Annotated in this window: 18 protein-coding genes; 6 read left to right on the forward strand and 12 right to left on the reverse strand. The window is 63.2% G+C overall.

What is annotated here, in order from left to right; translation table 11 throughout:
• Positions 1 to 163: 163 nt before the first annotated feature.
• A complete protein-coding gene (locus OKW29_RS07565; RefSeq protein WP_429290549.1) occupies positions 164 to 826 on the reverse strand; it encodes an alpha/beta hydrolase in 663 nt (220 codons plus the stop codon).
• 293 nt (positions 827 to 1,119) lie between these two features.
• On the opposite strand from OKW29_RS07565, the gene OKW29_RS07570 reads away from it, so the two are divergent.
• Positions 1,120 to 2,721 carry a DHA2 family efflux MFS transporter permease subunit gene (locus OKW29_RS07570; RefSeq protein WP_429290550.1) on the forward strand — a complete coding sequence of 534 codons (1,602 nt, stop codon included), beginning with the start codon at positions 1,120 to 1,122 and terminating at the stop codon, positions 2,719 to 2,721.
• A gap of 54 nt (positions 2,722 to 2,775) precedes the next feature.
• On the opposite strand, the gene OKW29_RS07575 is transcribed toward OKW29_RS07570, so the two are convergent.
• Positions 2,776 to 3,570 (reverse strand): AraC family transcriptional regulator, encoded by a 795-nt coding sequence (locus OKW29_RS07575; protein ID WP_429290551.1) that lies wholly within the window; start codon positions 3,568 to 3,570, stop codon positions 2,776 to 2,778.
• Positions 3,571 to 3,692: 122 nt separating this feature from the next.
• Positions 3,693 to 4,562 (reverse strand): NmrA family NAD(P)-binding protein, encoded by an 870-nt coding sequence (locus OKW29_RS07580; protein WP_429290552.1) that lies wholly within the window; start codon positions 4,560 to 4,562, stop codon positions 3,693 to 3,695.
• Between the two features lie 249 nt (positions 4,563 to 4,811).
• Here OKW29_RS07580 and OKW29_RS07585 point away from each other — a divergent pair, with 249 nt between their 5' ends.
• On the forward strand, positions 4,812 to 5,222 hold the full coding sequence (locus OKW29_RS07585; protein ID WP_429290553.1) for a hypothetical protein: 411 nt from the start codon (positions 4,812 to 4,814) through the stop codon (positions 5,220 to 5,222).
• A gap of 23 nt (positions 5,223 to 5,245) precedes the next feature.
• Here OKW29_RS07585 and OKW29_RS07590 read toward each other — a convergent pair whose 3' ends face one another.
• Complete coding sequence (locus tag OKW29_RS07590; protein ID WP_429290554.1) at positions 5,246 to 5,662, reverse strand: hypothetical protein; 417 nt, start codon at positions 5,660 to 5,662, stop codon at positions 5,246 to 5,248.
• A gap of 56 nt (positions 5,663 to 5,718) precedes the next feature.
• Complete coding sequence (locus tag OKW29_RS07595; RefSeq protein ID WP_429290555.1) at positions 5,719 to 6,663, reverse strand: IS5 family transposase; 945 nt, start codon at positions 6,661 to 6,663, stop codon at positions 5,719 to 5,721.
• Between the two features lie 63 nt (positions 6,664 to 6,726).
• On the opposite strand from OKW29_RS07595, the gene OKW29_RS07600 reads away from it, so the two are divergent.
• The 4 genes from OKW29_RS07600 to OKW29_RS07615 all read left to right on the forward strand — a co-directional run bounded on the left by OKW29_RS07600 (position 6,727) and on the right by OKW29_RS07615 (position 12,942).
• Positions 6,727 to 7,461 (forward strand): ATP-binding protein, encoded by a 735-nt coding sequence (locus OKW29_RS07600; protein WP_429290556.1) that lies wholly within the window; start codon positions 6,727 to 6,729, stop codon positions 7,459 to 7,461.
• Between the two features lie 178 nt (positions 7,462 to 7,639).
• The gene (locus OKW29_RS07605; protein WP_429290557.1) at positions 7,640 to 10,186 is read left to right on the forward strand and encodes an ATP-binding protein; all 2,547 of its coding nucleotides are present in this window, start codon (positions 7,640 to 7,642) and stop codon (positions 10,184 to 10,186) included.
• Positions 10,187 to 10,425: 239 nt separating this feature from the next.
• A complete protein-coding gene (locus OKW29_RS07610; protein WP_429290558.1) occupies positions 10,426 to 11,442 on the forward strand; it encodes an alpha/beta hydrolase in 1,017 nt (338 codons plus the stop codon).
• Positions 11,443 to 11,511: 69 nt separating this feature from the next.
• Positions 11,512 to 12,942 carry an ATP-binding protein gene (locus OKW29_RS07615; RefSeq protein ID WP_429290559.1) on the forward strand — a complete coding sequence of 477 codons (1,431 nt, stop codon included), beginning with the start codon at positions 11,512 to 11,514 and terminating at the stop codon, positions 12,940 to 12,942.
• A gap of 125 nt (positions 12,943 to 13,067) precedes the next feature.
• Here the strand turns inward: OKW29_RS07615 and OKW29_RS07620 are convergent, their stop codons facing one another.
• The 7 genes from OKW29_RS07620 to OKW29_RS07650 all read right to left on the reverse strand — a co-directional run bounded on the left by OKW29_RS07620 (position 13,068) and on the right by OKW29_RS07650 (position 19,706).
• A complete protein-coding gene (locus OKW29_RS07620) occupies positions 13,068 to 14,582 on the reverse strand; it encodes an alginate export family protein (RefSeq protein WP_429290560.1) in 1,515 nt (504 codons plus the stop codon).
• 92 nt (positions 14,583 to 14,674) lie between these two features.
• Positions 14,675 to 15,370 carry a YoaK family protein gene (locus tag OKW29_RS07625; protein ID WP_429290561.1) on the reverse strand — a complete coding sequence of 232 codons (696 nt, stop codon included), beginning with the start codon at positions 15,368 to 15,370 and terminating at the stop codon, positions 14,675 to 14,677.
• Positions 15,367 to 16,281: a glyoxalase gene (locus OKW29_RS07630; RefSeq protein WP_429290562.1), complete on the reverse strand. Its 915-nt coding sequence runs from the start codon at positions 16,279 to 16,281 to the stop codon at positions 15,367 to 15,369. The genes OKW29_RS07625 and OKW29_RS07630 overlap by 4 nt, the downstream gene beginning before the upstream one ends.
• Before the next feature lie 40 nt (positions 16,282 to 16,321).
• Positions 16,322 to 16,768 carry a DoxX family protein gene (locus OKW29_RS07635; RefSeq protein WP_429290563.1) on the reverse strand — a complete coding sequence of 149 codons (447 nt, stop codon included), beginning with the start codon at positions 16,766 to 16,768 and terminating at the stop codon, positions 16,322 to 16,324.
• Between the two features lies 1 nt (position 16,769).
• On the reverse strand, positions 16,770 to 18,659 hold the full coding sequence (locus OKW29_RS07640) for an amidohydrolase (RefSeq protein WP_429290564.1): 1,890 nt from the start codon (positions 18,657 to 18,659) through the stop codon (positions 16,770 to 16,772).
• Positions 18,660 to 18,687: 28 nt separating this feature from the next.
• Positions 18,688 to 18,855, reverse strand: coding sequence for a DUF1427 family protein (locus tag OKW29_RS07645; RefSeq protein WP_184062561.1), 168 nt, complete (start codon positions 18,853 to 18,855; stop codon positions 18,688 to 18,690).
• A 164-nt stretch (positions 18,856 to 19,019) separates the two neighbouring features.
• Positions 19,020 to 19,706: a hydrolase gene (locus OKW29_RS07650; protein WP_184062562.1), complete on the reverse strand. Its 687-nt coding sequence runs from the start codon at positions 19,704 to 19,706 to the stop codon at positions 19,020 to 19,022.
• Between the last annotated feature and the right edge of the window lie 49 nt (positions 19,707 to 19,755).

Consider the following 19,755-nt stretch of genomic DNA (forward strand, 5'->3'; position numbering starts at 1 on the left):
GCCGTCCAAGGCGGTCTGGAAATGCGCCCCCGGTACCCCGAAGCCGCGCGACACGCCCCGCTGGGCGTTGCGCTTCCCGCACGGCGGGGGTGATTTTCAAGCTATTGCCCGTATGACGGCAAGCCCATCAGAATCTTTAGGGCCACTTTCTAGTGGGTTTGTGTCAATCGCGCGACAGCTCGCCCAGCGCGCGTTCCAGCGCATCACGGCCGAGCGCGACGCCGTCGGCGGTGATCGTGTGGCCGACGCCGGGCAGCACGTAGGCGTCGACCGCATAGCCGGCGGAGTTGAAAGCGTCGGCCGCGGATTCGAGTTCGCGCACCGGGATCACCTCGTCGTTCTCGCCGTGGACGAGCGTGAGCGGCGTCGCGCGGTTCGACGACACGATCGGCGAGGCGAGCCGCCCCGAATACGCGACGACGCCGGCCGCGCCCTCAACGCTCGACGCGACGTGATGCAGCGCCATGATCGAACCTTGCGAGAAGCCGACCAGCGCAAGCCGATCGAAAGACAGCTGCCAATGCGCGAGCTCGGCGTCGAGCACGCGGCGCAGCGCCGGATAGGCGGCGACGACGCGCGCCTCGCGGTTCGCCGCGCCGACGTCGCGCAGGCTGAACCACTGGCGGCCGCCGAAGCCGCCGTCGAACGGATCGGTGCCGTCGAGCGACACGAACGCCGTGCCGGGCAGCTCCTCGCTCCAGATGTCGGCGAGCGGCATCAGATCGCGCGCGTTGCTGCCGACGCCGTGCATCAGCACGACGAGGCTCGTCGCGGGCGTATTTTGCGGCGAGCGCCGCCAGCCGTGTTCGAATTGTTGCCAGCTCATGGTGGGGTCCTTTTTTCCGTGGGATTGGGTGTACGTTTCGGCCTTTGCTGACGCAGCCTCAGCCGCGAGCATACGCCGCGTGCCGCGTTCGCGCCGTCGGGCGCCGCATCGGCTGCTGCCGTGGCCGACGCCGGCCGGCGATTGCGGGTATGCTTTTGCGCATCGACGGACCCGCCGACGCGGTGCACGGTCCACGGCATCCTGCGCCGACCATGCATTGCGAATCGCGCGCCCTCGCCATCCGTCCTCACACCGTTCGCGCCGTCCGCCGCAAAACCTCCGGAGAACGCCTTTTGAGCCAGCCCAACGCCGCGCCTGATTCCGCGTCGTCGCCGCCTCAGCCACCCGCGCCACCGTCGCCGCCCGCGCCTCTCGAAGGCGGCCGGCTGGTTCTCGCGACGATCGCGGTCGCGCTCGCCACGTTCATGAACGTGCTCGACACGTCGATCGCGAACGTCGCGATTCCGACGATTTCCGGCAACCTCGGCGTCTCGGTCGACGAAGGCACGTGGGTGATCACCGTGTTCGCGGCCTCCAACGCGGTGGCGATTCCGCTGACCGGCTGGCTCACGCAGCGCATCGGCCAGGTGAAGCTGTTCGTCGGCGCGATCCTGTCCTTCACGCTCGCGTCATGGCTGTGCGGCATCGCGCCGACGCTGCCGATCCTGCTGCTGGCGCGGGTATTCCAGGGCGCGGTGGCCGGGCCGCTGATTCCGTTGTCGCAGGCGATCCTGCTCGGCTCGTATCCGAAGGAGAAGTCGTCGACCGCGCTCGCGCTGTGGGCGATGACCGCCACCGTCGGCCCGATTGCGGGCCCGGCGCTAGGCGGCTGGATCACCGACAGTTACAGCTGGTCGTGGATCTTCTACATCAACATCCCGGTCGGCCTGTTCGCGGCCAGCGTCACGTGGATGATCTACCGCACCCGCGAATCGCCGACGCGCAAGCCGCCGATCGACGTGGTCGGTCTCGGCCTGCTGATCACGTGGGTCGCGTCGCTGCAGATCATGCTCGACAAGGGCAAGGATCTCGACTGGTTCTCGTCGCCGGTGATCGCGATTCTCGGCCTCGTCGCGCTGATCAGCTTTGCGTTTTTCCTCGTATGGGAGCTGACCGAGGAGCACCCGATCGTCGATCTGCGGCTCTTTCAGCAGCGCAACTTTCTCGGCGGCACGATCGCGATTTCGATCGCCTACGGGGTATTTTTCGGCAATCTCGTGCTGCTGCCGCAATGGATGCAGGAGTACCTGAACTACCGTTCGATCGACGCCGGCCTCGTCACCGCACCGCTCGGCATCTTCGCGATCATTCTTGCGCCGATACTCGGCCGCGTGCTGCCGCACTCGGACGCGCGCGTGATCTCGACAGTCGCGTTCGTCGGCTTCGCGATCGTGTTCTATATGCGCTCGAAGTACGTGATCGAGATCGACACGTGGCACCTCGTGCTGCCGACGCTGCTGCAAGGCATTCCGATGGCGCTGTTCTTCGTGCCGCTGACGGCGATCATCCTGTCCGGCCAGCCGCAGAGCCGGATTCCGGCGGCGGCGGGGCTGTCGAATTTCGTGCGGGTGTTCTGCGGCGCGGTGGGCACGTCGATCGCGGGTACCGCGTGGAACAACCGCACGATACTGCATCATGTGCGGCTGACCGAGCAGGCGTCGGTCGACAACCCGTTGTTCGCGCAGCAGATCGACAACACGCAGTCGTTGCTGCATCTGAATCCACAATCGGCGAATGCGCTGTTCGATTTCACGGTGAACACGCAGGCCGCGATGATGGGCCTGAACGACGTCTTCTTTGTGTCGGCGATCATCTTCCTGCTGATCATTCCGCTGATCTGGATCACGCGGCCGGCCAAGGGCGGAGGTGGACCGGATGCGGCCGGCGCCCATTGAGGCAGATTCGTTTTCGCGCGACGGCGACGCTCGCGCGGTGGCCACGAAGCGGCGTCAGCGGAAATAGCGCGCCGGCGTGTCGCCGAACGCATCGCGAAACACCGCGATAAACGACGACACGTCGTTATAGCCGACTTCGAGCGCCACCTGCGTGACGCTCTCACCGGCGCCCAGATGTTCGAGCGCGGCCAGCAGACGCAACTGCTGGCGCCATTGACCGAAGGTCTGCCCCGTTTCCTTCGCGAACAAACGCGCGGCCGTGCGCGCGGTCACGCCCGCGGCCGCGGCGAGTTCCTCCAGCACCAGCGATTGCGCGGGATTCGCGCTGAGCGCCTCGGCTATGCGCCGCGCGCGCGGATCGCCCGGCCAGTTCAAGCCAAGCGGCGCGGCGGGCAAGCCGGCGACGCGATCCAGCAGCACCTGCAGCAGACGGCGGGCGGGTTCATCGGGCGTGTGATCGTGCGGCAGATCGGCCGCGGCGGCGAGCAGCGCCTGCACCAGTGTGTCGGGGACCAGCGCGCCGGTCTGCGCGGGCAGCGGCGCGGCGTCGGCGGCGGCGGCGGAGTCGTCGGTGGCGTCCATTGCGGCATCGGTTGCAACATGGAGCGAATACGACTGCACCGGCCGCGTCGCGTGCAGGCAGTGCAGCGTATTCGCGGCGATCCACAGCGCGCGGGCGGGCGGCACGACCCAACGGCCGGATGCCGTGCGCACGGTCAGCACGCCTTCGCTAACGTAAATCAGACGCGCGCGCCGATACGCGCGCCACGGCTCGTCCAGCGTCGCATGGCGTTCGCCGACCACGAAGACCGCTTGCTCGATGCCGTCCGGATCGAAGGCTTCCGTCATGGTGTCTGCTCTGACGCGGGACGTCCGCGAAGGGAGCAAGATTAGCACGCGCGCGGGGCGCGGCTGCGAGGCGGGCTAACAGCGTCCGGCCACCGTGAGCGCGCATCCCGCCTAAGGCCTGGTTACCCCGCCCGCTTCACCAACTCCTCCAGCACCGTCCGATACGACGTCATGCCAATCACCCGCTCGTTCACCCCCTGCTCGAAATCGATCCACCCCGAGTTGAAGCCGTCGAGCATCTCGATACGCGGCGCGGGCCACTCCGTGCCTTGCGCCTGAAACAGCGCCTCCCACTGCTCGCGCGGCACCGTCTGCGCTTCGACGGGCCGCCCGAGCGCCTCGCCGAGCAGCGCGGCAATCTCGTGCTGGGTATAGCGCCCTGGCCCCTCGATCTCGATCACGCGCCGCCCTTGCCACGACTGCGTGAGCGCCTGCGCGACCACGCGGCCGATATCCGCGGTCGCGACCATCGGATACGCGCGATCGAGCGGCTGCAGAAAGCTCGGCATCACGCCGGCGTTGCGGGCCGGTGCGATATCCCACAACGAGTTTTCCATGAACCAGGCCGGCCGCAGGATCGCGGTCGGAAGCGGCAGATCGGCGAGCGCCTGTTCGAGAATATGCACCTGCGTGATGAGGCCGAGCCCCGCATCGCGCTGCCCGCCCACCGACGACAACGCCGCCACCCGCCCCGGCCGCGCCTTCGACAACGCCTCCTTCAGTATCGCGGCCGCCGCATGCGCGTTGGGATAACCGGGCTGCGGCGCGAAATTCGGCGCAATCATCACGAATACGCCGGCCGTGTCGCGAAACGCGGCGCTGAGCGAGTCGGCGTCCTCGAACGACGCGATCGCCACCTCCGCGCCGCGCTCGCGCCACGGTGCCGCCTTGCTTGCGTCGCGCAGCACGGCGCGCACCGCGTGCCCCGCGTCGAGTAACGCGCGTGCCGCCGCGCCGCCCACCTGTCCTGTCACACCGGTAATTGCAAACATGCTGTTCTCCTCGATTACGGCGGATGCCGTGTTGGAAAGCATTCTCGGTGTGGCGTGGTGATTTCGCGAGAGCCTGGGTGTCATTTGTTTAATGACTCGACGTCATCAAACCTCCTTGGCGGGCCCAGGTGATGCGCTTGTCTGATGGAGTGTTCTCCACGCCAAGTATCGAATCGTCGCTCGATGTTCGCGAAACGCAGCGGCAATCGTGCGCAGCGCTCCACGCGACCTCGTATCCGAGAGGCTCGAATGCAGCACGATTTCCGAAGGAGGAAGCGCGGGGAGCCCCAGCAGCGCACCGTCTTCGATGACACCGACCGGCGCGACCCGCTGCGCGAACGCACCGACGGCAAGCCCGGCCGAGACAGCGGCGGTGACGGCCGGCGTGCCACCGCCTATGAACACGTCGATCCGGGCGATCCCCGCTGCGTCGAGCTTGCGGGTCGCGAGACTGCGCAGGCCGCACGATGTCGACAGCGATGCAAGCCGCAGCGGCGCATCAAGGCGGTCATTGGGGGAGCCCCGACAAAGCATGCCGGACTCGCCTCAGGGGTTGTGATTTCTACGTTTCAGATCGGCTCGGCACTGGGCGTCGCAATCATTGGCGGCGTCTTTTACGGTGCGCTTGGCGAGAGCCACGCGGCCGCGAGGCAAGACTGACTGGACGGACATCCGGGCGAACGTCATGCGGTGTGATAACGCAGCCAGAAGGTTTCGCGGCAGACGTTGTCGAATCTCTGGCTCGCCGGATCGATGCTGAGGCCGGCGGGATGCTGGATCACGACATAGTCGATCCAGCATTCGGCGCAGAGCGCATCGGAGCTCACCTGATCCCACTCGAGGGATCGGCGAATCACCGCGCCGTTGTCGAAAGCGAAGGTGATTTCCTGCTTGTGAACTTCGATGTCCTGTTCGCGCCAGGTCTCCGTTGAAACGTCCTGGCGCACGATCGTCACAGGGCCGGACAGCCCATGAATGGAGCTGACATAGGAAAGGAAGGTCTGCATAACCCGTTTTCTGCGCGCCAATTTTTTGCTACTGGCACGGAACCAGCGTTGATTGAGGACTTGCTGGCACGGTGACACACCGTGTTCGATCATGACACCTCGCGCTTTCCGATTGCCCTGGACGTCATCTTCCAGGGCATTCACACCTTCTATAAAACCTTGCGTACCATCCACAGGTTGCCCAGTGCAAACAGTGTCGTGATCTGGGCGGTGTTCTTCTTCAAGCCACGGTATCGCGTCTTCGTGTAGCCAAATTGCCGCTTGAGGATGCGGAACGGATGTTCGACCTTGGCACGGACACCGGCTTTCAGTCGTTCGATCTGATCGAATATCGCGTCCACGCGATCACTCAGGTCCAGCTTCCTTCGCCTGCCGGGCCTCATTGCGACGTGCCAGCGCACCGAACCGCTTTCGCAGCGCTTTTCAATACCCTGATATCCAGCATCGGCGTACACATCCGCTTCTTCACCTTGGAGCAGTGCTTCGGCCGCGTTGATGTCGTGAACGTTGGCCGCCGTGCCGATGACGGTGTGAACCAGGCCCGATTCCGCGTCCACACCGATATGCGCCTTCATCCCGAAGTACCAGTTGCCGCCTTTTTGCGTCGACTGCATTTCCGGATCTCGTGTACCGGAGCCGTTTTTCGTTGAACTGGGCGCTGGAATCAGCGTGGCGTCGACTGCCGATCCGGTCTTGAGCAACAAACCTTTCTCGCTCAGAATCTCATTGACCAATGCGAGCATCTGCTCCGCCAGGCCATGAGCTTCCAGCAGATGACGAAACCGCAGGATCGTACTTTCGTCCGGCAAGCGCGTCACCCCACCATCCAGTCCAGCGAAATCGCGATACAGCGGCACGTCGTATAGTGCCTCTTCCATCGCCGGGTCGGACAATCCGAACCACTGCTGCATGAAATGGATCTGCAGCATTGTCGCAACCGGAAACGGCGGCCGTCCGGTTTTACCCTTCGGATAGTGCGGCTCGATCAGCGCGATCAGTTTTAGCCACGGCACCACGCGTCGCATCTCGTCGAGAAATTCACGCTTGCGCGTGCGCTTCGTTGACAGATTCAGACCAAGATCCAGTTGCGTCATTGCAGCACCTCGCGCTCTCATCTGTTCCCAGGATAGTTCACGCGCCCATCAAATCCAGGACTTTTGCAGACCTTCCTTTACCGCGTCGGCCCGCTTGCACTGCCTGACGTCGAGGATGCCCCTGGGGCAACGCTTCGCTCCCCATCCTTTCGGCTGTTCCAGCGACGTCTGTTCTCCAACGGGCAGAACATGGATATGAACTGTGACCGCCTACGGCTGATCGACGACATATGTCGACGCCTGGACGGTGTCCCACTGGCCATTGAATTGGCGGCGGGGCGCGCCTCGATTCTTGGACTGGAGCATCTCCGAGTTGGGCTCGAGGAACTGTTGCTCTACCTGGGCGGCGGCTTCAGAACCGCGCAGGAAAGACAGAAAAGCTTGCGAGCCTCGTTGGACTGGAGTTTCGAGATGCTCAGCGACCGGGAGCGGGCGGTATTTCGGCGCTTTTGCGTGTTCGGCTATCCGTTCAACGCTGAGGCCGCGTGCCTTATCGCCCGCGATGACGCTCTCAATGATTCGGCGGTGATGGATTGCGTCTGCAAGCTCGTCGACAAATCGATGGTCGAGATTCGCTTCGAAGGCACCGTTGTCACGTATCGCGTGTTGGCGCTGGCCCGCGCGTACGGAAGAGAAAAGCTTGCCGAGGCCGGTGAACTGGACGCAATCGTGGAACGATACGCCCTGTACGCCAGCGGCCAAAGCACCGACGAGGATTTCACCCAAACCTCGCGGCAAGCGCCCCACACGGCCGCGCAGCCTGAAACTCTGCGGGATTTTTGGCAACTGGCCTCTTAACAATTGATTTGAGCCTCCGTCTTCGTTACGGCGAAGGACACTGGATGCTTTCGTCATCGACGTGGCGAAGACTCATCCATCCGCACAGACAGGAAATCAGACTTTGCGGTGATAGAATCATCAGATATTTAGTGTGGCCGCAACGGATGCCCGTACTATTGACCTGCATGGGGGTTTGATGGTTGCCCGGTATAGCCTGACTTTCGGCCCGTTCCGCATCGATTTCCCGCAGCGTGTCCTCACCAGAAATGGCGATGAGGTCCGCATTGGGAGTCGTGCGCTCGACATTCTTATCGTGCTCGCCGAGCACGGTGGCGAACTGGTCTCAACGCGTCAACTGCGCGAGCAGGTCTGGAAAGAAAGCGTGGTCGACGATGGCGCGCTTCGTGTGCACGTTTCCACGCTTCGGAAAGCGCTGAGCGATGGCAAATCGGATAGCCGCTACATCGCGAACGACAATGGACGCGGCTATCGGCTCGCGGTGCCGGTCAATTCCACGAGGGCTACGCAATTCACCGCCGCCACGCCGACTGCGCCGGCCCGTACCCCCGATGAAGGTGCGCGAGCGTTGCCCGTGACCCTCACCCGGGTCATCGGCCGGCAAGATGTCATTGACGGCCTGACCGACCAGCTTCCCGAACGCAGGCTATTGACCATCGCCGGTCCGGGCGGCATCGGCAAGACCACGGTCGCCGTGGCTATAGCGCATCGCTTTTCCGAGCGTACCGGTATCCGGGCACTATTCGTCAACTTCGCCCCCGTTTCCGACAAGGCGAGCGTCGCCAGTACCGTGGCGTCGACGCTCGGCGTCGCCGTATTCAGCGGCAAGCCAGTCCCGGACCTGCTTGCCTCACTGGGCGACACGCCAATACTATTGATCCTGGACAATTGCGAACATGTCGTCGAGGCGGTTGCGCAGGTCGCGGAACAATTGCTGCAAGGCGCATCTGGCGTGTACCTTCTGGTAACAAGTCGGGAGCCGTTGCGCGCGGATGGCGAGTCGGTGCATCGGCTGTCGGCCCTGCCGTTTCCGGAAGTGGGTGCGAGGATTGGCATCGAGGAGGCCGGAAGTTATCCGGCCATCTCGTTGTTTCACGACCGGGCGAAGGCTGCCGACGACGCCTTTCAGTTCACGGTTTCGAACATCGGCGCCGTGGCCGACATTTGCCGGCGCCTGGACGGAATTCCTTTGGCGATTGAATTTGCCGCGGCGCGCGTCGCGCACATGGACGTGGGTGCGATCGCCGCGCGCCTGGACGACCGCTTTGCGCTACTCACACAAGGGCGCCGAACCGCGTTGCCGCGGCATCAAACGTTGAAAGCGACGCTTGACTGGAGCTACGAGCTGCTGGACTCGCATGAGCAGCACGTCCTGCGCCGGCTGTCGGTGATGCGCTCTTCGTTTGGCATTCGTGAAGCCGTTGCCGTGGCAGGTTGTGGGCAGATCGATGAACTGGCGGTATGTGAGGCAATCAGAGGCCTTGTCGCCAAGTCGCTTGTCGCACGTGATATCAGTGATGCCGACAACCCGTATCGGCTCCTCGATACGACCCGCCAATACGCACACCTTCGCTTGCTGGAAGCCGGCGAAGCGAACGAGGCCTGGCGCCTGCTTACGATACATTGCTGCGAGACCTTCGCGGACCTGGGCGCCGCCTGGGAGGGCAAGGCGCAACCCCAATGGCTCGCCCAGCTCAGCAAGCGAATTGACGATATCCGCGCGGCGTTCGAGTGGGCCTCGCATCAGGAGGGGGATTCCGAGCTCGAAATCGACCTCGTTATCGCCACGGCACCACTTTGGCTCCATCTGTCGCGGCCGCACGAGTTCCTTAGCATGGCGGAACACGCCATTGCAGCCGTTGAGGGCTCGGAGCAGGCCGGTAGCACGCGACACGTCGAACTGCTGGTGGCCTACGGACACTCGCTCTGGCACACGCGTGGGCCAACCATCGAAATGGCACGTGCTTTTGAACGTGCCTGCGCCCTGAGCCGACGATTGGGTGACGAGGCGTTGGAATTTCGCATTCTGTGGGGCGTATTTGCGCATCGGCTTGTCACAGGTCGATACGTGGAAGGTCTTGCACTGGCCGAGGCGATGCAGGCATTCGCGAATCGTTTCGGAGACTCCACGCTCAATCAGATGTCGAGCCGCAATCTCGCCTTTGCACGCCACTACCTCGGCGACCAGGCGAAAGCGCGAACGCTGATTGAACAGGTCATCGCCCTCGAAGCTGGCCCCACGCGGGAAAATCTTGCAAGGGCAAATGATGCACAAATGGATGGCCGCATCGCAAGCATGGTGGTGTACATGCGAATTCTTTGGCTGCAAGGCGAGACTGAGCGCGCTGTGAAGCTGGCAAGGGACTGCGCCGAGCTCGTCGCTTCGATCGGGCACGACCTGTCGATCGTCTACGGCCTCGCACTCGGCTCAATACCCGTCATGATCTGGGCAGGCGAGCATGACTTCGCCCGGCAGCTCACCCGCAAGCTTCGCGAGTGCACGAGCCGGCGGGGATTGGCGCATTGGGACATCTACCGGGAAGGATTCGAAAACATTCTTGGCGGCAGGCCTATCGCCCTTTCCAGAGCAACCGTTCCCCAACTGGAAGCGTTTGCAAGCGCCGGGTGCAAAGTCTCCATGGATGCGCTGATTCTGGCGGATCGCGTTGCAGAGCCGTCCTGGGTGAGCGAGGTGCTTCATGAGCATGCGCGCTCGAGCGTGTAATGGCCGCACCTTGCAAGGGTGAGACTCGCGGAGGCGGCGCCTGACGCGGACGCGCTTCCGGGTTTGCACCTGCGGCTAACGCTTCTTAGCAAACTTTAACTGAACGGTCCCGGCGCATTGCCTGGAGAATAGCGGTTACCGGGACTCGACATCGTTTCAGGCTCAGCAGGTGCAGTTGACGCTGTGTGTGGCGCGAGTGGGAGTCCCCCCAACCGCTTAACTCTCATATGTCGGCTTTCATGGACCACGTTCCGCCTGCAAGTACCGTCGATTCCGCGTCACCGCGTCTCGCGACGCCATGGACGTCCCACCCAGTACTGGACCCCGAGACGCAGCAATTTCTCGATCTGGTCTCCGAAGCCGGCATGCATCCGGATTCGCTGCTCGCCGAACAGCCGTCGTTCCCCTGCCGCGCCGACAGTGACAACGGTTTCGCGGACGACTATGCCGTCACGACCGAAGCGCTGACCTTCAAGACTGGACCGACTGGCTCCGTCGACGTGCACATCGTGCGACCGGCCGGCACGCCGGGCTTACTGCCCGTCGTGCTCTACTATCCGGGCGGCGGCTGGCGCATGGCGAGCTTCGCAACCCACCGCAGGCTCGTGTCACGCCTTTCGGCTGAAGCAGAGGTGGCGGTTGTCTTCGTCTCTTGTTCGCCTGCACCTCACGCCCTGTTTCCGACACAAAACGAAGAGGCATACGCCGCACTGCAATACGTCGCTGCAAATGCCGAAGCGCTGCAGGTCGATGCTCGCGCGATTGCGGTGGCCGGCGACGGTGCAGGCGGAAACATCGCTGCAGTCATGGCGCGATGGACGAGAGACCGGCATGGCCCGAGTCTGCACCTGCAAGTGCTGTTCTGCCCCATCCTGTCGGCAGATTCCACCACGCAGTCATATCGTCAGTTCGCGACGGGGCCCGGTATGACGGCGAGAGCGCTGGAGCGTTTTATCGAGTCGCAGTTTCCCGAGAAATCTCGGTCACTCGCGGCGGCGATGCCGATACAGTCGAAACCCGACGAACTCGAAGACCTCCCTGCCGCACTCGTCATCACAGCAGAGAACGACATTACGCGAGATGACGCCGAAGAATATGCCCGAAAGCTCATGCGCGCCGGCGTCAGAGTCAATGCCGCTCGTTATATCGGCACGATTCATGACTTTATGGTTTTCGATGGCCTGGCTGAAACCAGTCCGACAGACGCTGCGTTCAGACACGCCAGCAGCGTTATAAAGCGCGCACTCCGGCGGTAGCCGACCTGACTTCACCACTCACCGATGGCGAAGACACGCGTGTCTATTTCCCTTGCTGGAGGCAACCTTATGAAAATCGGCCGAATCGAACTCGATATGGACGCGCGACGCTTGCTGCGTGATGGCCAGGATGTGCGGCTGGGCTCGCGCGCCTTCGACCTGCTGGTGACGCTCGCCTCGGCACAGGGTCGAGTGGTGTCGAGGTCCGAGCTGATGCAGACGGTCTGGCCCGGCACCATCGTCGAAAACAGCAATATCGACGTCAACATCTCTGCGCTGCGCAAGGCGCTGGGTGATGACCGGGACCTCATCACCACGGTCGCGCGCCGTGGCTACCGGTTGGCCCCGTCTCAGGACGTACCTCCGAAATTCCGTACCGCCGCCAGTCCGCGGCCGCTCCCGAGCCGCGTCGGGAATTTCGTCGGGAGAGACGTAGTCGTCGCCAAGGCAGCCGAGGCAATGGTGGAGTCCCAGGTGCTTACGCTGACGGGCACAGGTGGTGTCGGAAAATCGAGCCTTGCACTTGAAGTCGCCTATCGGATAGTGCCGTCATGCCCGGCGACGGTGGCCTTTGTCGATCTTGCGTCCCTAGCCACGATTGACGAGGTGCTGAGTGCCATCGCGTGCGGTTGCGGCGTCGAAATGCCGGAGGAAATCGTCTCTTCCGAGTGTTTAAGAGCAGCGCTATCGAATGCGCCGTGGTTGTTGATACTCGATGGCGCGGAGCATGTCATCTCAGCTGTTGCACAAATCGTAGAAGCATTGTTGGCAGCAAGCCTGAATATCCAGTTCCTGGTTACGAGTCGGGAGCCACTGAGGATTCGAAGCGAGACGGTTTTCAGGGTGGATCCGCTTGGTGTTCCCAAACTCACGGACCGTTGCGACGAGATGCTGAACAGTCCGGCTGTCCAGCTGTTCGTCCATCATGCGCAGCAGATGCACCCGAGGTTTGTCCCTCGCATCGCTGAGATTGAGAGCATCGCAAAGATTTGTCAGCGCCTGGATGGTATTCCACTTGCTATCGAGTTGGCCGCCGGACGGGCGAAATTATTGGGCGTAGAAGGCGTGCAAAGCCTGCTGAACGATGGACTGTCGTTCCTGTCCGGGGGATACCGCACTGCGACGGCGCGGCAGCGCTGTCTACAGGCAGCCTTTGATGTCAGCTTCGACCTGTTGAGTGCCCCGGCCCAGTCCCTGCTCGTTCAACTTTGCCGGCTGGACAGACCGTTCAGCTTTGATTCGCTGCGTGGAGTCGTCAACAACATGGCAGTGACGACAGGCGGCTTGATTGAAAGCATGGATGACCTTGTCTCGAAGTCACTTGTCAACGTCTGTCTCGACGGGCCAGAGGCGATGTATAGCCTTTTCGAATGCACCCGGACGTACGTCGCAGAGAAGTTCCAATGCGCCTTCGACGAGCACGCTCCTAAGAGGGCAGCTCAAAAATCTCTCGAAGGCGATGTTAACTTTCTCGGCAAACTGTTAGCCTTGAGCACCTGAACAACGAGCTCCTTCGTCCATCGGGCCAGCCGTAATCAGAGCCTGAACGAAGTTGACAAATGGCGCGATCCCGGCAACGCTCCTCACGCCGCCGGGATCGCCACGAGCCTGATCGCCGACGAGTCCTACCACCCGTACTTGAGTTCGACGCCTGCGTAGTCGGCATTGCGGCCGCCCGCCTCACGAATCGAGTTTCCCACCTGGAAGTGCACGGCTTCGACCGAACCTACCAGATTTGCCGCAATCGTCCAGTCCGCGCGCAACTGCACATACATGCCGGTCCACCGGCTGCCCTTGCCCGCCGTGCCCGGCACTGGCTGACTCGGCTGCTGGTACACGGCGTCGCCGGTCGTCTCGCGCCACTGGAAGCCCAGCGCGCCAAGCAGCGTGAGACTGGCCGAAGGCTTGAGCGTGATGGATGGTTTGATGTGGATCAGGTTCGCGTAGCCCGTATAGCCTGCGAGCGTGAAGTAATAGCCGTTCGGAAATAGCGGATTGAAGGTCTCGAGCCGCCCATCATGCGGGTGCCGGTCGCCAGAGGCAGCGTCGATCTGCAGCGCGACGCGCGGCGTCCACGGCAGGTCGAGCTTGTAACCCGCGAGCGAGCCGACCGCCCACGCGAGAACCGTACTATTACCGACCGTTCCCGTCTGCAGCATCGCCTCGGCATCCCAATCGACGCGGCCGCGCGTGCCGAAATAATGCAGGTCCCAGACGTCGCGGTGCTCAGAACCTTGAGCGTCGAGGTATCGCGCGTTGGTGTTGTTGTAGCGCGACCAGTAGCCGGACATATCACCCGGCCCGACGGATTGGCGCTCGAAACGCACGCCGCTGAAAGTGAGATTGCGGTTCGACACGTCGTCGAACACCGTCGCGTTACGGTACTGCACGGGCTGCGTCGCGTAGGCGATAAAGCGCCACTTCTGGTATTCGTAGTCTGCCCAGATAGCATCGAACGCCTGTCGTACGTTCGGGCCATCGCGTACGGCAATGAAACGCTGCAAGTCGAATGCCATTTCCTGGCGGCCAACGCGAAACTTGAACGTACCGCCGCCGACCGCTCCGGTGTAGGCCACGAATGCCTGCTCGAGATCGAGCGGATTCTTGTCCACCGGCGTGACCACGTTCTTGCCAAACGCCCGCGCATCCACGAGTTGCACGAAAAACTGCCAGTGCTCGGCGAGATGTGCATCGGCATGCACTTCGATGCGCTGAATCAGATAAGTATCCGACTGCGCAGAGCCGATACCGAACAGCGGGGCGTCATTGGTTTCGATACGCTCACGCAGGTTCGCGCCAAGCGACAGATATGAGGCGGGGTCGCCGCCGAGCGGAATGTACTTGAGGCTGTCGAGCGGCTTGCGCGGAACGCAGGGGTTCGCAAGCACCGACCAGTCCTCCTGCCAGCGGTTGAACATCACGGCAGGACGTTTGACGTTGCACGCGTCGGTCGTTGTGGCGTCATTCGCCACCGTGCCTGTGGTCGCACCGGCCGAGTCAGCCGCGAGGCTCGCACCTGCAACCGGTTGCGCCGCCGTATCCGCTAACGCTGCGCCGGCGCCCATCAGCAACAGCCCGGCGATGGCCGTCAAGCGCGCGGCCTTCTCGAATCGACGCCCGCGCATCGTGCTCGATACCATCGATTTCCTTGCCTTTGTCGGCTTGTGTTTGTGTTTGCCCGTGCCGCTCACGCGCCGGGGCCGAGCGGGATGATTCCCTGCGCCGCCTGGATTCATGAGTGCCCCGGTGCGCTCGCGCGCTCATGCTCTCCCGTGGTCACCGCGAGCCCGACGAGGGCGCACGCCGGCGCAAGCAGCGCCCAGAAGCCCATGTAGACCACTCCCAGTGCCCCGGCCACCGCGCTAACCGCAAACGCGACAATGGCCGGCATCATCGACCCGAAGCGCGAGCGCGCCGCGGCGCGCACGCTGTCGACCGTGCCCGGCGACAGCATGTCGATCACGTCCAGAACGGCTTGCGTGACGTTGCCCGTCATTACGGTATTCGGCACGCCAGGACGCTGGATCAGGCGCGGATGCGCATTCTGCACACCCATCGCGAACGCACCCACGACGCCGGCCACGATGACAGGCAAGCTGTCGGGCCGGCTGACCGGCGTCGCCCATACGCCGGCGAGGCAAAAGCCGACGATCAGCACGGCCTGCACCGCATAGAGCAAGCGTGCGCCCTGACGCGCATGCCCCTGCGAGAGCCAACGCACGAGCAGGCTGCTGAGAACGACCCCGCCGATAAACGCGGGGAACACGATCAGCTTGAGCAGAACGCCCTGCCCCGAGCCGGCGATGCCGGCGCCAATCAACACGAAGTTGCCCGTCACGTGTGCGGTGAACAGACCGAACAGTGCAACGAAGCTCAGCGTGTCGACAAAGCCGGCGATCGCGGCAAGGATCGTGTCCTCGGACTTCATTGCGCCGCGCCTGCGTGAATTTCGGCGATATAGCCGCCCGGGAACTGCACGACCGCGGCATCACGCCCGGCCGAGGTGAACGGCGGCACCAGCACATTGACGCCAGCGGCCTTCGCCTTTTGAAGCGTATCGGCCAGATTCGATACTTCGTAGCCGGTCACTTCGCGCCCGAACGGGTAAGGCAGATGACCGTCCGTCACGAGCACGGTCATCTTGCCGAACGGCGATTCGATTCGAATGCGGCGATAGGTGTCGTCAGGTCTGCCGATCTCGACACCCGGCGCCTTCAGGTCATCGGACACCACCTTGCCGTGCGAGAATTTGACGAAATCGTGAACCAGCTTGTGCACGCTTTGCGGCGACACGTAGACCCGATTCTCGGGAATGGTCTGCAGCTTGTCGTAGTGCGGGGCCTCGGTGTGCCAGTAGAGCTGCATGTTGGTACCACCCGGCCACGTGATGATCGCATCACGGCCGATCGGATCGGGGAACGTATCGACGATCACATCGGCACCGAGTGCACGCGCCGACTTCACCGCCGCGTCCATGTCCGTCACGAGGTAGCCCGTGCGCTCCGCGCCGAAGGGATATGGCATGGGCGTCTTGAAGCCGAACACGGAGATCGTGCCTGCCGGGGTAAATACGAGCTGCGACATCGTCTGACTCGGTGTCGGCGTGACCTGGAACACACCCTGCTTCGACTTGCTGCCGCCGAACGTCGCCGCGAAGCTGTCGGTGAAGCGGTCGAAGTCCTCTGGTGCCACGTATACGTGCGTCGTGTCGTACTGCGGACCGACTGCGACCGACGGCGATTCGACCGGCGCTACGGGCGGCGTCGCGAAAGAAACGGGCGCGGCGACGAGACCGCCCGCGATCATCAGGGCAACTAAGGCAGTGCGAATTGCTTTCATAGCGGAATTTCCTTGATATTTCATCGTACTGATCAATCGGTCAGGCGCGGCTCTCGCCGGCCGGACGCTGCGAATCGCCGAGCAGGATCGCGAGCACGAGCCCCGCGACCAGTCCCAGATGCTCGAAAAAACTGTTGAGCGCCATGAAGCGCTCGACACCGGCATGGTTCCAGAAGTCGTTGGCAACCAGCATCGCGACGACGGTCAGCATGCCGAGGCCGCCTGCGCCGATCCACGTGAAGCGGCGCAATACCACGCATAGCGAGCCGACGATCTCGACCGCCACCGCGAGCGCTGCCCAGAGGGCGGCCGGGTGCAGGCCGAAATGCGCCTGCTCCGCAATCGCGCCCTCGAAGTTCAGGGCTTTGGTGACACCGCCGATGAGGTAGGCGGACACGAGCGCAAGGCGCACGAGCGGCCCAACCCACGGCTGCGATAGCAGCGCGCGAACCCATGCGGGGTTGCTGCTGCCGTTCCATATCGCCATGTCAGATCGCCCAGCAAGCGCAGCCGAATGCGCCCCAGAAGCCCTTTGCGTCCGAAGTCGGCAATGCACTGGCCCAGGCGCTCGCATGTGCATGGCCGTGCACATCGCAGGCGCTCGCGCAGGCGCACATCGCCGCGGCAGCGGCGCGGCCGAGCGGCGCGCCCTCGCGCTGCGTAGCGCCCCAGCCGCCATAGCCGCCGTATTGGCGCACCGGCGACCAGTCCGGCATTGCAGGCGGGATTGGCTGATCGTGTTGCGAGAATGGGCCCGCGCCCCAGACGATCTTTCCGCCGACCACCGTGAGCAATGCGGTGGTGCCGGCAATGTCGTCCTCCGCGCACGAGAAGAAGTCGCGGTCCGGAACCATGAGGTCGGCGAGCTGCCCGGGCACCATGCGCCCTTTCTTGCCCTCTTCGTTCGAGAACCAGGTGACGTACTCCGTCCACATGCGCAGCGCGGTATCGCGATCGAGCAGGTTACGTTGCGGATACATCCGCAGACCGCCAACTGTCTTGCCGCTCACGAGCCATGCGAGCGACACCCACGGGTTGTACGACGCGACGCGCGTCGCATCGGTGCCGGCCGAGACCTTGATGCCCTTCTCGAGCATTCTCGCGACGGGCGGCGTGGCTTGCGCCGCTTGCGCGCCATAGCGCTCGACGAAATACTCGCCCTGATAGGCCATGCGATGCTGAATCGCGATGCCGCCACCCAGCGCCGCGATTCGATCCATCGATCGCTCGGAAACGGTTTCCGCGTGGTCGAAGAACCAGTTGATTCCGTCGAGCGGAATATCCTTGTTGACCTTCTCGAACACATCGAGCGCACGGCTGATGGTTTCGTCATAGGTCGCATGCAGGCGCCACGGCCAGCGGTTCTGTGCGAGTACCCGCACCACGCCTTCGAGTTCGCCTTCCATTCCGGGCGGCAGTTCGGGGCGCGCCACGCGGAAGTCCTCGAAGTCGGCCGCCGAAAACACCAGCATTTCACCCGCACCGTTGTGGCGGAAGTAGTCCGAACCATCGTGATACTTGACCGAGCCGGTCCAGTTCACGAAGTCTTCCTTTTCGGCCTTCGGCTTTTGCGTGAAGAGGTTGTATGCGATGCGCACCGTCATCTCGCCCGCGTCATGGAGCTTGCGGATGACTTCGTAATCGTCCGGGTAGTTCTGCGAGCCGCCGCCGGCATCGATCGCGCCGGTCACGCCAAGGCGGTTGAGTTCGCGCATGAAATGACGCGTCGAATTGTATTGATACTCCAGCGGCAGCTTCGGGCCTTTCGCGAGTGTCGCGTAGAGGATCGACGCATTGGGGTTCGCCAGCAGCAGCCCGTTGGGGTTGCCCGCGCTGTCGCGCATGATCGTGCCGCCAGGCGGCTCCGGAGTATCCTTCGTATAGCCCACCACGCGCAACGCGGCGGCATTGAGCAGCGCCCGGTCGTACAAGTGCAGGATGAAGACCGGCGTATCCGGCGCGACGGCGTTCAACTCATCGAGCGTCGGCAGCCGCTTCTCTTCGAACTGGTGCTCGGTGAAGCCGCCGACCACGCGCACCCATTGCGGCGCGGGCGTGATCGCAACCTGCTGCTTGAGCATCTCCATGGCAACGGCGAGCGAGCGTACGCCGTCCCAGCGCAGTTCCATGTTGTAGTTCAGACCGCCGCGGATCAAATGCAGGTGATTGTCGATGAGGCCTGGCAGCACCGGCCGGCCACCGAGATCGATAACTTTGGTTGCGCGGCCCGCGAGCGGCATGACGTCGGTATCGCTGCCGACCGCGACGAAGCGGCCATCGGCAATCGCCACGGCACTGGCGATCGGGTTCGAACGATCCAGCGTGGTGAACCGTCCATTGTGCAAAATGAGATCGGGATGGGTAACGGTTGCGCTCATTTGCGTTTCCTCGTTTCTATCAGTTCGATTAAAAGCCCAACAACTGCCTCAGGGATGGAACGGCCTGTGCGCCGATCAACATGCCAAGCAGGCCGATGAGGGCAACGAGCGGGGGCGCGGGCGAGCGGACCTTGATCACGCTGTAGATCACGCCTATCAGCATCCCTGCACCGAGGGACACCAGATAAGATTCCATACGATCAGTCTCTCTGTGAGATTGGAATGCTGATGCGAGACCCCGCGGTTCAACCCGAGTACCTCGCGGGGAATGCACTGCAGCGCAGCGATCGGCAGACCGCGTGCGCTGCCGCCGACTTCACGCGGAGCGCATCGCCCCGCTTTCGGCGATCGCGGAGGCGATTAGCGTGCCGGTACAGCCGGCAGCACCTCGTGCGGCGTAGCCGTGCGCTGCGCTGCCTTATGGACCATCGTGTACGCGTAGTCGACACCCATGCCGTACGCGCCCGAATGTTCCTTCGCGATCGCCATCACGGCGTCGTAGGTCGCGCGGTGAGCCCAGTCACGCTGCCATTCGAGCAGGACCTGCTGCCACGTGACGGGCACGGCGCCCGCCTGGACCATGCGCTGCATCGCGAAGTCGTGCGCGTCTTTCGACGTGCCCCCCGATGCGTCGGCCACCATGTAGATCTCGTAGTCACCTTCGAGCATGGCGCAGAGCGCGAACGTCGTGTTGCAGACCTCGGTCCACAGACCCGCTACGACCACCTTCTTGCGGCCATTCGCGGCGAGCGCGTCGCGTACCTTCTGGTCGTCCCACGAATTCATCGACGTGCGTTCGAGCACCTTGTGCTCGGGGAACACGTCGAGCAGTTCCGGATACGTGTAACCCGAGAAGCTTTGCGACTCGACCGTGGTGATCGTGGTCGGAACGTTGAACACCTTGGCCGCCTTGGCCAGACCGACGACGTTGTTCTTCAGCACCTGGCGGTCGATCGACTGAACGCCGAACGCCATTTGCGGTTGGTGATCGATGATGATCAGTTGGCTGTTTTGAGGAGTGAGAACTTCGAGCTTCGAATCGTTCATGACGGGTAGGTCCTTTGAACCGGAGAGAGGAGGAAGCCGCCATGCCGGC

This window comes from Paraburkholderia sp. CI3, from assembly GCF_050436505.1.
In the GTDB taxonomy this organism is placed as follows: domain Bacteria; phylum Pseudomonadota; class Gammaproteobacteria; order Burkholderiales; family Burkholderiaceae; genus Paraburkholderia; species Paraburkholderia tuberum.

Coding starts and splice junctions, on each gene's coding strand:
- OKW29_RS07645 (WP_184062561.1), bottom strand. CDS start 18,855: ATGGAATCTTATCTGGTGTCCCTCGGTGCAGGGATGCTGATAGGCGTG.
- OKW29_RS07650 (WP_184062562.1), bottom strand. CDS start 19,706: ATGAACGATTCGAAGCTCGAAGTTCTCACTCCTCAAAACAGCCAACTG.
- OKW29_RS07590 (WP_429290554.1), bottom strand. CDS start 5,662: ATGATCGAACACGGTGTGTCACCGTGCCAGCAAGTCCTCAATCAACGC.
- OKW29_RS07580 (WP_429290552.1), bottom strand. CDS start 4,562: ATGTTTGCAATTACCGGTGTGACAGGACAGGTGGGCGGCGCGGCGGCA.
- OKW29_RS07640 (WP_429290564.1), bottom strand. CDS start 18,659: ATGAGCGCAACCGTTACCCATCCCGATCTCATTTTGCACAATGGACGG.
- OKW29_RS07575 (WP_429290551.1), bottom strand. CDS start 3,570: ATGACGGAAGCCTTCGATCCGGACGGCATCGAGCAAGCGGTCTTCGTG.
- OKW29_RS07610 (WP_429290558.1), top strand. CDS start 10,426: ATGGACCACGTTCCGCCTGCAAGTACCGTCGATTCCGCGTCACCGCGT.
- OKW29_RS07625 (WP_429290561.1), bottom strand. CDS start 15,370: ATGAAGTCCGAGGACACGATCCTTGCCGCGATCGCCGGCTTTGTCGAC.
- OKW29_RS07615 (WP_429290559.1), top strand. CDS start 11,512: ATGAAAATCGGCCGAATCGAACTCGATATGGACGCGCGACGCTTGCTG.
- OKW29_RS07620 (WP_429290560.1), bottom strand. CDS start 14,582: ATGGTATCGAGCACGATGCGCGGGCGTCGATTCGAGAAGGCCGCGCGC.
- OKW29_RS07585 (WP_429290553.1), top strand. CDS start 4,812: ATGCAGCACGATTTCCGAAGGAGGAAGCGCGGGGAGCCCCAGCAGCGC.
- OKW29_RS07565 (WP_429290549.1), bottom strand. CDS start 826: ATGAGCTGGCAACAATTCGAACACGGCTGGCGGCGCTCGCCGCAAAAT.
- OKW29_RS07635 (WP_429290563.1), bottom strand. CDS start 16,768: ATGGCGATATGGAACGGCAGCAGCAACCCCGCATGGGTTCGCGCGCTG.
- OKW29_RS07605 (WP_429290557.1), top strand. CDS start 7,640: ATGGTTGCCCGGTATAGCCTGACTTTCGGCCCGTTCCGCATCGATTTC.
- OKW29_RS07630 (WP_429290562.1), bottom strand. CDS start 16,281: ATGAAAGCAATTCGCACTGCCTTAGTTGCCCTGATGATCGCGGGCGGT.
- OKW29_RS07595 (WP_429290555.1), bottom strand. CDS start 6,663: ATGACGCAACTGGATCTTGGTCTGAATCTGTCAACGAAGCGCACGCGC.